This is a genomic window from Nitratireductor indicus C115 (assembly GCF_000300515.1).
GTDB classification, from domain to species: domain Bacteria; phylum Pseudomonadota; class Alphaproteobacteria; order Rhizobiales; family Rhizobiaceae; genus Nitratireductor; species Nitratireductor indicus.
This window is the reverse complement of the sequence record NZ_AMSI01000007.1, coordinates 170,106-183,562: the sequence shown is the minus strand read 5'-3', so window position 1 is coordinate 183,562 and position 13,457 is coordinate 170,106. Positions and strand designations below refer to the sequence as shown.

Here is a 13,457-nt window from a genome sequence, read left to right as displayed (position 1 = left end):
GTTTCTGACAGTTTTCAAGGAAGCGCAGGGGAACATACCGAATAGGGGGAAAGCCTTCCCCTGCGGCCGAGCCTTGGTCTCTACCTACCCCTTCTGCGGGGAGATCCCCGCAACGCCCCCTTCCGAGTGAGAGTGCGGGCGGATTTTCCGTGACGGGTTAAGAGCTGGAGGAGAGGCTTCCGGCACCCGTCGCGGAGATCATCCCGATGGCCAGACAGGGTCGTAACCTCGCGGAAGGTGGCGCGCGCAGCAACCTTTACGACGACATCACCAACAAGATCATCGCCGAGCTGGAGCAAGGGCGGTTGCCATGGGTCCAGCCTTGGGGTGCGTCGCCTGATACCGCCCCGCTGGGCCTGCCGAGAAATGCTTCAACCGGCCGGTCCTATTCCGGCATCAATATTCTCATCCTCTGGGGGGCTGTCATCCAGCATGGTTTCCCCGCTCAGGCGTGGCTGACGTTCCGCCAGGCGCTTTCGCTTGGCGGCAATGTCAGGAAGGGCGAGCGTGGCACGACTGTCGTTTATGCCGACCGTTTCACCCCCGAGGACGAGAAGCGCCGTGCCCGCGAAACGGGTGAGGATGCGCATGCCATTCCGTTCCTGAAGCGGTTCACGGTCTTTAACGCCGCGCAATGCGATGGCCTACCCGATGAGATCACGGCAGTCGCGCCGCCACCGCCGCCGGGCCTTATCGAACCTCAGGTCGAGGCGCTGATCCGGGCTACCGGCATTGACTTCCGTATTGGCGGCAATCGCGCCTTCTATATGCCGTCGCTCGACTATGTGCAGGTGCCGCCTCCGCAAGCCTATTTCGAGCCGATCAACTGGCACAGGACGGCCCTGCATGAGCTGGGGCACGCCAGCGGCCATCACAGCCGCCTCAACCGCGATCTGACCGGCTCGTTCGGCTCGAAGAAATACGCCTTCGAGGAAATGATTGCCGAACAGACCGCGGCCTTCAGTTGCGCCGCGCTCGGGATCATGCCGACCGTCCGCCATGCCGATTACATCGGGTCGTGGCTGGAGGTCATGCGCGAGGATTCCCGCGCGATTGTCCGCGCGGCCTCGCAGGCCAGCAAGGCGGCGGACTGGCTGCTGTCGCATCTGCTTGCCGAAGACACCGGGGAGTCGGATGCGAGCGAAACCGACCGGAGGGCGGCGGCATGATCCTCCTGACAGGCGCACAGCAGGACCGCCTGCTGGCCAATGGTCGCCAGCGCGATCAAGATCACATCCCGGTCGTGAAGTTCTTCAATCCCCTCGGTGAAGGCGTCTGGCTCGCTACCGAGCTGGATGAGGATGGCGACATCATGTTCGGCCTGGCGGATCTCGGCCATCCCGAACTGGGTTCGTGGAGCCTTGGCGAGATGCAGTCAGTCCGGCTGCCATTTGGCATGGTCATCGAGCGCGATCTGCTGTTCACCGGCGATTTCCCGATCTCGGTCTGGGCCGAGGCCGCCCGTGAGACCGGCAGCATCCGCGCCGCCGAGCGTTTGCTCTACGGCGTCGGCGCGAGCTTTTCCCGCACATCCGCCGATACAGAAAACCGGAGTGCCTGATTTCCGGGTTTCAGGTTCTGCGGCTGGCGTCGCTCTCTTCAGAGGAAGAGGGCGGCGCTTCGCTTCGTGACGGGCTGATAGCCGGAGAGAGAGGCTCACCGGCGTCCGTCATGGAGTCACTGACATGGCCACTGCCGTTCAGAAGATCACCCTGTCGTCCTCGCGCGACATTCCCTTCAACAAGCTGGTGCTCAGCCAGTCCAACGTCCGGCGCGTCAAGGCCGGCATCTCGGTCGAGGAACTGGCCGAGTCCATCGCCCGCCGCGGCCTGATCCAGTCCCTGCATGTCCGTCCGGTGGTGGATGCCGGGGGCAAGGAAACCGGCATGTTCGAGGTGCCCGCCGGCGGTCGCCGGTTCCGGGCGCTGGAACTGCTGGTCAAGCAGAAGCGCCTCGCCAAAAGTGCGCCGGTCCCGTGCGTGGTGTCGGAGGCCAGCGCCGATGTGCTGATCGACGAGGTATCGCTCGCCGAGAATATCGAGCGCGCTCCGCTGCATCCGCTCGATCAGTTCCGCGCTTTCCAGGCCATGCGCGAAAAGGGCATGACCGAGGAAGCCATCGCCGCCGCCTTCTTTGTGGATGCCAAGGTGGTGAAGCAGCGCCTGCGTCTGGTTTCCGTCTCACCGGCATTGCTCGACGTCTATGCCGAGGACGGCATGACGCTGGAACAACTCATGGCCTTCAGCGTCAGTTCTGACCATGCCCGTCAGGAGCAGGTCTGGGAAGCGATCAGGGATGGCTGGCAGAAGGAACCCTACCACATCCGACGCCTGCTGACCGAAACCACAGTCCGCGCCGCCGACAAACGGGCGGTGTTCGTTGGTATCGATGCCTATGAAGAGGCTGGCGGCTGCGTGCTGCGTGATCTCTTTCAGCAGGACAATGGTGGCTGGCTGCAAGATCCGGTGCTGCTCGACCGGTTGGTGGGCGAAAAACTGAAGGCCGAGGGCGAAGCCATCGCCGCCGAGGGCTGGAAATGGATCGAGGTCGCCATCACCTTCCCCTATGGTCACGACCATGGCCTACGCCAGATTGTCGGCACCACGGTCGATCTGAGCGAAGAGGAACGCGCCACCCGCGAAGCATTGCGCGACGAGTATGACCGGCTTGAAGTCGAATATGGCGAGGCGGACGAGCTGCCTGACGAGATCGACGCCCGCTTGGGTGAGATCGAACTGGCTCTGGAAACCTTCGAGCGCCGTCCGATGACCTTCGAGCCGGACCAGATCAGCATGGCGGGTGTCTTCATCAGCATCGACGCCGATGGCGCATTGCTGATCGAGCGCGGCTATGTTCGCGCCGAAGATGAAACGCCTGCGGAACCGGAAGCTGAAATCGTTGACCCGGAAACCGGCGAGGTGATCCAGCGGTCAGAACCGGAGGTAAGCCGCATGGGTGCAGTTATCACGCTGGGCGGCCAGGCGGTCGAAACTGAGGAGGAAGACGAGGCCGACATCATCAAGCCGCTGCCCGATCGCCTGGTCAGCGAGCTGACCGCGCATCGCACGCTGGCGCTGCGGGATGCGGTGGCAGTAAACCCGCATGTCGCTATGACGGCACTGCTGCACAGGCTGGCCATGGATTGCTTCATGCCGCATTCCAGCAAGGGATGCCTCGAAGCCCAGGTCCGGGAGGTTCATCTGCCCGCACAGGCCGAGGATCTGCGCGACAGCGCGTCGGCCAAGGCTATCGCTGACCGCCACGAACGCTGGTGCGATCATGTCCCGGCAGACGATGCCGCCCTCTGGGATTGGCTGACCGATCTGGACGATGGTTCGCGCATGGAGTTACTCGCCCATTGCGTCAGCTTCGGTGTCAATGCGCTCTATGAGAAGCCGAACCCTTACAGCGGCACGGGCGTCAGCCAGCACGGGCTGGACATCCGCCTGTCGCAGGCTGACCGGCTGGCCCGTTCGACCGGCCTCGACATGGTGGCCGTGGGCTGGCGGCCGACGGTCGGCAATTATCTCGGCCGCGTGACCAAGCCGCGTATCCTTGAAGCTGTACGTGAAGGGGCCGGAGACCGGGCCGCCGAGTTGATCGGACATCTCAAGAAGGGCGACATGGCCAAGGAAGCCGAACGCCTGCTGGCGGAAACCGGCTGGCTGCCTGAGCCGCTGCGCATGGCGGACGAGGGTATCGAAGTCGACCCGGCATCGGGCACTGCGGCGGAAGCCGACAATCTGCCCGATTTCCTCTCCGGCGATGGCGAGGACGACCCCGCTGACGATGAGGAAGAACAGCATATGGTCGCTGCTGAATAGCACTCATGCGGGGCGGCTTCGGTCGCCCCGTTCTAACCGCTCCGTTTCCGTAACTCGCCCGATCCTCGTGATCGGGCTTTTTCTTTGGAGAGCCGCCATGGCTGCCAGCATCGACGTTGATGAAATATTTGCTCAGGATCGGGAAAACCGTCCGCTGGAGCGTACACTGCCCTGGGAGGAAAGCCGCGACGGCATGACCGTTGTTGTGGAGCCAAAGCCCCATTGGGCCGAAGATATGCGCGTTTTCCGGCTCGATGCCCGTGAATACTGCCGCTATGCCGAATGGACTGCCCATGGCGGCCGTGCGCGCTTCTATGGTCACATCGATACATCGGGCGACGATCTGATGATGAAAGCCCGCGCGATGGTTGCCCGCGAAATTGCCGATGGGCTTTGGAGCTGAAGACCCGATCGCAGGGTCTCTGGCCGTGAGGATGGGATGTCTGCACCGGACGGGCCCAATCCGGCTTCACCATGCAATCCGCCATCCCGATCAGGACAAGCGGCAGCCATCTCTGGCCTGAAGGAACACGATCCTGATGCCAGCATGGTGGCAAGGCTGACGCGGCAGAGCATCTGCGACGGGTATCCGGCATCCTGTCAGATGCGAAAAACCACCCCCGCTTCCATTCGCAAACCTTGGTCCGATCCGTCTCTTTGACATTCAACCCCAAAGGGGTCGGCTTACGCGCGCGTGCCGCCCTCGGGGATTCGGGAAAAGTCCGAACGCCCTCGGGTGATTGCAGATCCGGTCAGACACTTCGGGCGCCTGTCGCGCGGGGGATGGTCCCCCGCCTCCCAAAGACAGGAGCCGGAACCCATGTCCTATGCAGATGCCACCGCCTTCGCCGCCAGCCTTGCCGCCACGCTGATGGTTTCGATCGTTGTGTTCCAGGCCGGAGACGGCACCCACGCCGCGTGCCCTGCCGCCGAGTTCGACGGCGACGACGACATGGTGAAGCTGGAGCTGGACCCGTGGGAATAAGGCGCGAAAGCGCCTCATCCCCGACGGCCCGAGCGCGGCAGCCCGCGCTTCGGGCCTTCAGCGCCTCGCGATGGTTCCCATCGCCGGCAGCGGAACCGGGAACGAGCCCGGTCAGAGAGGAAGAGTGCGGGCCGTTCGGCCGTGACGGGTTGAGGGTCGGAGAGAGAGGCTCACCGGCGCCCGTCATGGAGTGATCCCGATGACCTTTGCCCGTTCCGAAACCTTCCGTTCCATCGGCCAGATTCTGGCTGCCGATGTTCTGCCCGCGCTTTATCGGTCGCAAAAGCTGCCGCTGCGTATCTCATGCCTTGGCGTGGCCAGTTATGACGCCAGTGACGCGGCGAACGGTTTTGACCGCGTGATCCCGCTTGGCGAATGCCCGTCACCGGAAGAGGCCATCCAGGCCGCAGCCTTGCGCCTGTCGCGCGGTGATATTCGCACGGGGCCGGACAGCTTTCCGTATTTTCAGCCGCGCATCATGCTCATTCAGGACCGAGATCAGCGCCTGGTCCTCGCCGGTGAAATCCGCGCCGGCATTATCCTCTGGCAACAGCCAGTCGCATCCGATGCCGAGGCACGCAGGATCGTGACCGAGGCCAGCCGCTTGCGCGGTATGGCATTCCGGGCCTCGGACCCCGGTGATGCGAGACGGCTGCGTTATCGCGCCGCTGCGCTGGAGGCCCGGTTGGTCGATCCCTTCTGGCGCGAAACCTCGGCCGATCTGCTCCGCCTGCCGCAGGCCGCCTGAGCTTAACCCTTTCCATCCCATTCGGCTCGGCCATACGCCGGGCCATGTCATGTCTGGAGACCGCCATGCCCGACTATTACACGCATTTTTCTTGCCTCCTCGACGTAGGCACCCCCGAAAACGCTGCCCGCGCGCTTGATCTCTACAACGCTCTGGCGGATGACAATGCCGCCGAAGATCCGCCCTCGGATGGCTTCCTGCTCTCCATCCAGCCAGAACATGGTGGCACACAGCTCTGGATGCGTGATGATGTCACCGGCGATCCCGAGCATGTCATCCAGTTCGTCAAACGCTGCGCCACTGAATTCCGCCTGACGGGCCTATGGGGCCTTCAATACGCAAACAGTTGTTCCAGGCCGAGAATCGACGGCTTCGGCGGTGGTGCGCATGTCCTCGATCTTGCCACCGGCGAAACAGTGGACTGGATCTATACTGACGGCTGGCTTTCCTCAGTTTTGGAAGGGAGAGATCCCTATGCCTGAGATCATCGAAACCACCGTCTATCGCTTGGGAGAACTTTCCGACGCGGCGAAGGACAAGGCCCGCGCCTGGTATCGTGAGGGCGGCTTCGACTATGACTGGTACGATGCCGTCTATGAGGATTTCCAGCGCATCGCCGAAATCCTCGGGCTCAACCTCAAGACCCGCACCGTCCGGTTGATGGACGGCGGCACACGGCAGGAACCGTGCATCTGGTTCCGGGGCTTCTGGTCACAAGGGGACGGTGCCTGCTTCGAATCTCTCTATTCCTACCGCAAACAGGCGCCGCACCTGATCCGGGAATACGCCCCGCAGGACACCGAACTGCACCGCATCGCCGATGCCCTTCAGGCGATCCAGCGCCGAAACTTCTATCAGATTCGCGCAGAGGCGAGCCATCGCGGCCATTATTATCACGAATACTGCATGTCGATCTCGGTCGAGCGCGACAGCCCGACCTGGCAGGACATGACCGCTGATGCCGAGAAGACGATCATCGAGGCGTTGCGCGATCTGGCCCGCTGGCTCTACCGCCAGCTTGAGCGCGAATATGACTATCTGTCCTCGGACGAAGCGGTCGATGAAACCATCGCCGCCAATGAATACACGTTCACCGAAGCCGGTCGCCGCTTCGGATGATCCCGAGAAGACACTGACAAGCGCCCCGCCGTCCGGTCGGGGCGCTTTTTCATGCTGCGCTTTGAGAGTGAGAGGTGGGCCGGAAAGGGTCAGGTCCGGGTGGTCGAGAGAGAGCGCTGTCCGGGCTTGTCCTTCCCGCTCTCCTGAGGTTCCCGACATGAACATGGTTTTCCCCGTAGCCGATCCGGTCACACCGTTGGCGGCCACGCCTGCGATCCTGGCTGCGGCCAATCTCCTGCTCCCCCATCTCGAACGGGGTCAGCGTGTCGATGCCGCCACCTTGCGCGGTGCTATGGAAACGGCCTTCGGCGCATCCGATGCTACCGGCGCGTGGGACTGGAAGATGGCTTATGAGGCGTGCGAGGTCGCCACAGTTCTCTTCCTGCGCAAATACGGAAAGGCGCTTTTCCGTAAAGCAGCGTCTCGGGCTGCACGGATTTCCGTGCTGGCAAAGATCGCCGGACTATTGCCGACGCAGACCCGGCGTTCCGAGGAAAGCCAGAACTTCCAGCAATTCTCGACGCCGATCCCCCTCGGCCTTGCCGCTCTGACGGCTGCCGCGATTACGCCCGATGACAGGGTGCTGGAACCATCGGCGGGCACCGGCCTTCTGGCGATCCTGGCGCAGACCATCGGTGGCTCGCTGATCCTCAACGAACTGGCCGAGACCCGCGCCGATCTGCTTGCCGAGCTCTTTCCGGCTTTTGCCGTCACCCGCTTCGACGCCGCCCAGATCGATGATCATCTGGCTCCGGATGCTGTCCCGTCCGTGGTGCTGATGAACCCGCCATTCTCGGTCATGGCCAATGTCAGCGGTCGCATGGCCGATGCCGCGTACCGCCATGTTGCCTCGGCACTGTCTCGTCTTGCTCCCGGCGGCCGCCTCGTGGCGATCACCGGCGCTGGCTTTGGCCCCGAAGCTCCGGCATGGCGAGACGCCTTCATCCGCTTGCAGGCCCGTGGCCGCGTGGTGTTCAGCGCTGCCGTCGATGGTGCGGTCTATGCAAAGCACGGCACCACGATCGACACGCGGCTGACCGTGATCGACAAACTGCCCGCCGACGATCCTGGCATCTTTCCGGCCTCACCGGGCATCGCTCCCGATGTTGCCACGCTGATCGGCTGGATCGAGGCGCATGTCCCGCAGCGTTCGCCGGTATCATTGCCGAAGATCGTGGTGCCTGCTTCGACCGCCGCGCCGAAAACCGTGCGGGGCTATCTGACCCGCGCGACAGCGGCACGACCTGCCGCTGCTCTCGCTAACGATCCCGAGGGCGCCGAACTCGCCTATGAGACCGTGGACTGGACGCAACCGGAAGGCGCTCGCCTGTCCGACGCCATCTATGAGGAATATACGCCGCAATCGCTACGCATTGCTGGCGCGCAGCCGCATCCGACCAAGCTTGTGCAATCCGCAGCCATGGCCTCGGTCGCACCGCCGAAGCCCTCCTACCGGCCTTTGCTGCCCGCTGACATCTGCGCGCGTCTGTCGGACGCCCAGCTTGAAACGGTGATCTATGCTGGTGAAGCCCATGCCGATCATCTCGCGGGTGCATGGACCGTGGACGAGCATTTCGACAATGTGAGTGCCGCGCCCGAGGATGCTGCCGGATCGATCCGCTTTCGCCGGGGCTTCATGCTCGGTGATGGAACCGGCGCTGGCAAGGGTCGCCAGTCCGCCGCCATCATTCTCGACAACTGGCTTCGCGGTCGGCGCAAGGCGATCTGGATCTCCAAATCCGACAAGCTGATCGAGGACGCGCAACGCGACTGGTCGGCGCTCGGCATGGAACGGCTGCTGGTCACGCCTCTGTCACGCTTCCCGCAGGGCAAGCCGATCACGCTGTCGGAAGGCATCCTTTTTACCACCTATGCCACGCTACGCTCCGACGACCGGGGCGAGAAGGTTTCCCGCGTCAAGCAGATCGTCGAATGGTTGGGGTCCGATTTCGATGGAGCCATTATCTTCGACGAGAGCCATTCCATGCAGAATGCCGGTGGCGGAAAAGGTGAACGCGGTGATGTCGCCGCCTCGCAGCAGGGACGTGCGGGCCTGCGGCTTCAGCACGCGCTGCCCGACGCCCGCGTCGTCTATGTCTCGGCGACTGGCGCCACCACCGTCCATAATCTCGCCTATGCTCAGCGCCTCGGCCTCTGGGGCGGTGAGGACTTTCCGTTCCAGACCCGCGCCGAGTTCGTCGAGGCGATCGAATCCGGTGGCGTTGCGGCCATGGAGGTCCTGGCCCGCGACCTGCGATCTCTCGGCCTCTATACCGCCCGCTCACTCTCCTATGATGGCGTCGAATATGAACTGATCGAGCATCAGCTCACGGACGAACAGCGGCACATTTACGACTCATATGCTGCCGCCTTCGCTGTCATTCATGGAAACCTGGTCGCGGCGATGGAAGCCGCCAACATCACCGGCAGCGATGGGACGCTGAACCGGCAGGCCAAATCCGCCGCCCGTTCGGCCTTTGAAAGCACCAAGCAGCGCTTCTTTGGCCATCTGCTGACCTCCATGAAAACCCCGACCCTGATCCGGTCCATTGATGCCGATCTTGAAGCGGGCCATGCGGCCGTCATCCAGATCGTCTCGACCGGCGAAGCGCTGATGGAACGCCGGCTATCCGAGATCCCCACCGAGGAATGGAACGATATTTCCGTCGATGTCACGCCGAGGGAATATGTAGGCTCGTATTTGCAGCATTCCTTCCCGGTGCAGCTCTATGAGCCGTTTACCGATGGCGAGGGCAACCTGTCGTCACGCCCCGTCTTCCGCGATGGTCAGCCGGTGGAATGCCGCGAAGCGGTGGCGCGGCGCGACGAGATGCTGGAGCAGCTGGGTTCGCTTCCGCCTGTCCCCGGTGCGCTCGACCAGATCGTCCAGCGTTTCGGCACAGATATGGTGGCAGAGGTCACAGGGCGTTCACGCCGGATCGTGCGCAAGGGCGACGGGGCATCGGCCCGCCTTGCGGTCGAGAACCGTGCGCCTTCCGCCAACCTTGCAGAGACTTCGGCCTTCATGGATGACCAGAAGCGCGTCCTGATCTTCTCGGATGCGGGTGGTACGGGGCGCAGCTATCACGCCGAACTCTCGGCGAAAAACCAGCGGCTGCGCGTGCATTACCTGCTGGAGCCGGGCTGGAAGGCAGATGCCGCCATTCAGGGGCTGGGCCGCACCAACCGGACCAATCAGGCGCAGCCGCCGCTGTTTCGGCCGATTGCCACGGATGTCAAAGCCGAGAAGCGCTTCCTTTCGACCATCGCCCGCCGCCTCGACACGCTGGGAGCGATTACACGCGGCCAGCGCCAGACAGGCGGTCAGGGGCTGTTCCGTCCCGAGGACAATCTGGAATCCGCCTATGCCCGCGATGCGCTGCGCCAGCTCTATCTGCTCATCGTGCGCGGGAAGGTCGAGGGATGCTCGCTCGAACGGTTTGAATCCGCCACCAGCCTGAAGCTGATGGACAGCACCGGTGTGAAGGACGAACTGCCGCCGATCACCACCTTCCTCAACCGCCTGCTGGCGCTGACCATCGAATTGCAGGGCATCCTGTTCTCGGCCTTCGAGCAGCTTCTGCAGGCACGGATCGACGGAGCAATCGCATCTGGCACCTATGACATGGGGCTGGAGACGCTGAAGGCCGAAAGCTTCATCGTCACAGACCGGCAGGTCATCCACACCCATCCCGGCACCGGGGCGGAAACCCGGCTCCTGACGCTCACCGAGCGCAAACGCAATCAGCCGGTTACGCTCGATGCCGCCCTGGCGGAACTGGATGATCCCCGCGCAAGATTGCTCATCAACGAGCGATCCGGTCGCGCTGCCGTTCAGGTCCCGACCACCAGCGTCATGCTGGATGATGGTGAGATCGAAAGGCGCGTGCGGCTGATCCGGCCGATGGAAGCGATGAACATTCCGGTGCGGGCGATGGGCGAGACCCATTGGATCGAGGCTGACCGTGCCGCCTTCACCACAGCCTGGAAGGCGGAACTGGCCCAGGTGCCGGAGTTCACCGACAGCATCCTGCATATGGTGACAGGGCTGCTTCTGCCGATCTGGAAACGCCTGCCGCAGGACTCCGCCCGCGTCTATCGGCTCCAGACCGACGAGGGCGAACGCATCATCGGTCGCCGGGTATCGCCGGCCTGGGCCGCCAATGCTTCGACCAGTGGCGTCACCAACAGCCTGACACCGGATGCCGCCTATGCCGCGCTGATCGAAGGTCGCACGATCCTTGATCTCGCCGAAGGGCTGAAACTGCGCCGCGTCCGCGTCATGGGCGCCAACCGGATCGAACTGACCGGCTTTACCGATGCGATGCGTGACCGGCTGCGAGCCTATGGCCTCTTCAGTGAGATCATCTCGTGGAAACTGCGCTTCTTCGTGCCCGTCGATGCAACGGGGTCGGAGATCATCGGCAAACTGCTTGACCGCTTCCCGGCCTTGCGCATCGGTGAGCGGGAGGCCGCATAATGGCGCGTCTCAACGCTTCCGAACTGGCGCAGCGTCTCGGCCGACAGGCCGAGGCGGTGTGCCGCCACTATCTCTCCAATGGCCGCAAACAGGGCAATTACTGGCAGGTTGGCGATGTCCGAAACACGGCTGGCCGCTCGATGTTCGTCCGGTTGCACGACAGCGTGAAGGGCATTGCCGGGAAATGGCAGGACTCGGCCACGGGTGAATATGGCGATCTGCTCGACGTGATCCGGGACTCGCTCGGTTTGATCGACTTCGCAGATGTTGCCGAAGAAGCCCGGCACTTCCTCAGCCTGCCGCATCCTGAACCGCAGCCACCATCCCGTCCGTCCCGAACGCCTGCACCATCGGGATCATCCGAGGCGGCACGTCGTCTCTGGTGCATGACACAGCCGCTAATCGGCAATACCGCAGAAGCGTATTTACGCAGACGCGGCATTACGGATTTACGCCAAACCGCAAATCTGCGCTTCCACCCCAGCTGCTACTGGCGGCCCGAGGACGATAGCCCGACCGAAACATGGCCCGCCATGATCGCCGCCGTCACCGACTTCGGTGGCAGGATTACCGGTGCGCACCGCACATGGCTGGCCCCTGACGGTTCCGGCAAGGCACCTGTCGATCCGCCGAGGAAGGCAATGGGCGACCTGCTCGGACATGCGGTTCGTTTCGGGGATGTGCGGGATGTCATGGCAGCGGGGGAAGGTATCGAAACCATCCTGTCGCTGCGTCAGGCTCTGCCCACCATGCCAATGGTTTCCGCACTCTCGGCCGGGCATCTCGCTGCCATCCTGTTCCCGCCGCACCTGCGCAGGCTCTATATCGTCCGCGACAACGATCCGGCAGGTGACAGCGCCCGCGATAGCCTGGTGGACCGGGCGCACGAGGTCGGGATCGAGACCATCACGCTCTCCCCCATGATGGGGGACTTCAACGAAGATCTCACAACTCATGGACTGGATGCCGTTCGGACAGAGATCCGGGTGCAAATCGCTCCCGAGGACGTCAGCCGCTTCATGGCTTCAATTGCATAGCCGGCACGGGGCCGTGATCGGACCGTTCCGATCCTGTCATGCGTGCAGGCTGCATCCTGTCATCAGCAGAGGACCGCGCCTTGGCCTTCCGAGAGGGCGATCGGCCCACAAACGCTCCGGTCAGGCAATGGCGGCGCCCGACTGATTTCCGTCGGCGGGCAGCCCGCCTTTACAGCGCGAAACAAATCAGCCGGGCTTTGCCATCAAGGCCCTCGCCAGAGGCTCGCGCTGCCAGACCGGAGCGCCCGTGGGCGTGTCTCGCCATGAAGGCCGCGACGGTCGCGGTCCAACTGACGGAAGCATCCCATGTACGCGCACGACGATTTCGAACCCGATCACAGCACGTCCCCGACCGGCCATGCCATCGAAGAACTCGAACTCTACGGCTACCGTCCCTCCGAAGACGAGGCCGATCCCCGGATTACACCCGAAGATCACGTCATCCAGGGCGCAGTTTCCGACATCTTCGACGCCCTGATTTCCACCATGGCCGACACCAGCCTCGATTTCGACCTCGACGAGATCCTCTGGTCCACCGTCAACACCTTCCACCGCGCTGTCGAGCGGATCGAGACCAAACTCGACGATAACGAGCAGGCACAGAAGCGCCTTCAGCGTGAACAGGATGGCAGCGAGGTCAAATCCGTCCAGCTCGAAACCCTGATCGGCGCGGGACAAAGCCTGATCGAGCGCCGCGACAGCATGGAAACCTTCCGCGATACCGCCGCCGACATCTATCTGCGCACCACCGGGACGCCCTGGTCGCAACGCTCCGGCTCACGGGTCAACCATCGCCAGATGACCTCGGCCATGATCGACAGCCGCGACTTCATCGCCGCAAAACGCCGGGCCGACAACGAGGTGCTGCTGCCCGCCGGACCGAAAATCGCTTTCTCGGGCGGTGACACCACCGATCACCGGACGATCTGGGCCAAGCTCGATCAGGTCCACGCCAAGCACCCGGACATGGTGCTGATGCATGGCGGATCGCCCAAGGGCGCGGAACGCATCGCGGCCACATGGGCTAATAACCGCAAGGTCGCACAGGTCGCCTTCAAACCTGACTGGGCGAAACATGCCAAGGCAGCACCGTTCAAGCGCAACGACCAGATGCTCGACATCATGCCGATCGGGGTCATCATCTTCCCCGGCACCGGCATTCAGGACAACCTTGCCGACAAGGCCCGCAAGATGGGCATCCCAGTCTATCGCTTCGGGACCGGCAGCGCGTGAGCGCTGCCGGTTCGGCATAACACCATTGCGC

The 13,457-nt window shown here is 63.3% G+C and carries 11 protein-coding genes; all 11 read left to right on the top strand.

The window, feature by feature from the left end:
- Positions 1 to 206: 206 nt before the first annotated feature.
- The 11 genes from NA8A_RS12080 (at position 207) to NA8A_RS12035 (ending at position 13,426) form a co-directional block, all read left to right on the top strand.
- Positions 207 to 1,169 carry an ArdC family protein gene (locus tag NA8A_RS12080; protein ID WP_009450571.1) on the top strand — a complete coding sequence of 321 codons (963 nt, stop codon included), beginning with the start codon at positions 207 to 209 and terminating at the stop codon, positions 1,167 to 1,169.
- Positions 1,166 to 1,561: a DUF2958 domain-containing protein gene (locus NA8A_RS12075; RefSeq protein WP_009450570.1), complete on the top strand. Its 396-nt coding sequence runs from the start codon at positions 1,166 to 1,168 to the stop codon at positions 1,559 to 1,561. The genes NA8A_RS12080 and NA8A_RS12075 overlap by 4 nt, the downstream gene beginning before the upstream one ends.
- A 124-nt stretch (positions 1,562 to 1,685) precedes the next feature.
- Entirely contained in the window at positions 1,686 to 3,824 is a 2,139-nt protein-coding gene (locus tag NA8A_RS12070) for a ParB/RepB/Spo0J family partition protein (protein ID WP_009450569.1), read from the top strand.
- Between the two features lie 97 nt (positions 3,825 to 3,921).
- Positions 3,922 to 4,227: a hypothetical protein gene (locus NA8A_RS12065; RefSeq protein WP_009450568.1), complete on the top strand. Its 306-nt coding sequence runs from the start codon at positions 3,922 to 3,924 to the stop codon at positions 4,225 to 4,227.
- 417 nt (positions 4,228 to 4,644) lie between these two features.
- Positions 4,645 to 4,809 carry a hypothetical protein gene (locus NA8A_RS25265; RefSeq protein WP_009450567.1) on the top strand — a complete coding sequence of 55 codons (165 nt, stop codon included), beginning with the start codon at positions 4,645 to 4,647 and terminating at the stop codon, positions 4,807 to 4,809.
- Between the two features lie 199 nt (positions 4,810 to 5,008).
- On the top strand, positions 5,009 to 5,557 hold the full coding sequence (locus tag NA8A_RS12060; RefSeq protein WP_009450566.1) for a hypothetical protein: 549 nt from the start codon (positions 5,009 to 5,011) through the stop codon (positions 5,555 to 5,557).
- A gap of 65 nt (positions 5,558 to 5,622) precedes the next feature.
- Positions 5,623 to 6,039: a hypothetical protein gene (locus NA8A_RS12055; RefSeq protein WP_009450565.1), complete on the top strand. Its 417-nt coding sequence runs from the start codon at positions 5,623 to 5,625 to the stop codon at positions 6,037 to 6,039.
- Positions 6,032 to 6,676 carry a hypothetical protein gene (locus NA8A_RS12050; protein ID WP_009450564.1) on the top strand — a complete coding sequence of 215 codons (645 nt, stop codon included), beginning with the start codon at positions 6,032 to 6,034 and terminating at the stop codon, positions 6,674 to 6,676. The genes NA8A_RS12055 and NA8A_RS12050 overlap by 8 nt, the downstream gene beginning before the upstream one ends.
- 157 nt (positions 6,677 to 6,833) lie before the next feature.
- Complete coding sequence (locus tag NA8A_RS12045; RefSeq protein ID WP_009450563.1) at positions 6,834 to 11,156, top strand: strawberry notch family protein; 4,323 nt, start codon at positions 6,834 to 6,836, stop codon at positions 11,154 to 11,156.
- Positions 11,156 to 12,193 (top strand): DUF7146 domain-containing protein, encoded by a 1,038-nt coding sequence (locus tag NA8A_RS12040; protein ID WP_009450562.1) that lies wholly within the window; start codon positions 11,156 to 11,158, stop codon positions 12,191 to 12,193. The genes NA8A_RS12045 and NA8A_RS12040 overlap by 1 nt, the downstream gene beginning before the upstream one ends.
- Positions 12,194 to 12,499: 306 nt before the next feature.
- Positions 12,500 to 13,426, top strand: a complete 927-nt coding sequence (locus tag NA8A_RS12035; RefSeq protein WP_009450561.1) for a DUF2493 domain-containing protein — start codon at positions 12,500 to 12,502, stop codon at positions 13,424 to 13,426.
- Positions 13,427 to 13,457 lie beyond the last annotated feature (31 nt).

Excerpts from the sequence above, each read along its gene's own strand:
- NA8A_RS12080 (WP_009450571.1), top strand. The coding sequence starts at position 207 with ATGGCCAGACAGGGTCGTAACCTCGCGGAAGGTGGCGCGCGCAGCAAC.
- NA8A_RS12045 (WP_009450563.1), top strand. The coding sequence starts at position 6,834 with ATGAACATGGTTTTCCCCGTAGCCGATCCGGTCACACCGTTGGCGGCC.
- NA8A_RS12075 (WP_009450570.1), top strand. The coding sequence starts at position 1,166 with ATGATCCTCCTGACAGGCGCACAGCAGGACCGCCTGCTGGCCAATGGT.
- NA8A_RS12070 (WP_009450569.1), top strand. The coding sequence starts at position 1,686 with ATGGCCACTGCCGTTCAGAAGATCACCCTGTCGTCCTCGCGCGACATT.
- NA8A_RS12065 (WP_009450568.1), top strand. The coding sequence starts at position 3,922 with ATGGCTGCCAGCATCGACGTTGATGAAATATTTGCTCAGGATCGGGAA.
- NA8A_RS12040 (WP_009450562.1), top strand. The coding sequence starts at position 11,156 with ATGGCGCGTCTCAACGCTTCCGAACTGGCGCAGCGTCTCGGCCGACAG.
- NA8A_RS12055 (WP_009450565.1), top strand. The coding sequence starts at position 5,623 with ATGCCCGACTATTACACGCATTTTTCTTGCCTCCTCGACGTAGGCACC.
- NA8A_RS12035 (WP_009450561.1), top strand. The coding sequence starts at position 12,500 with ATGTACGCGCACGACGATTTCGAACCCGATCACAGCACGTCCCCGACC.
- NA8A_RS25265 (WP_009450567.1), top strand. The coding sequence starts at position 4,645 with ATGTCCTATGCAGATGCCACCGCCTTCGCCGCCAGCCTTGCCGCCACG.
- NA8A_RS12060 (WP_009450566.1), top strand. The coding sequence starts at position 5,009 with ATGACCTTTGCCCGTTCCGAAACCTTCCGTTCCATCGGCCAGATTCTG.
- NA8A_RS12050 (WP_009450564.1), top strand. The coding sequence starts at position 6,032 with ATGCCTGAGATCATCGAAACCACCGTCTATCGCTTGGGAGAACTTTCC.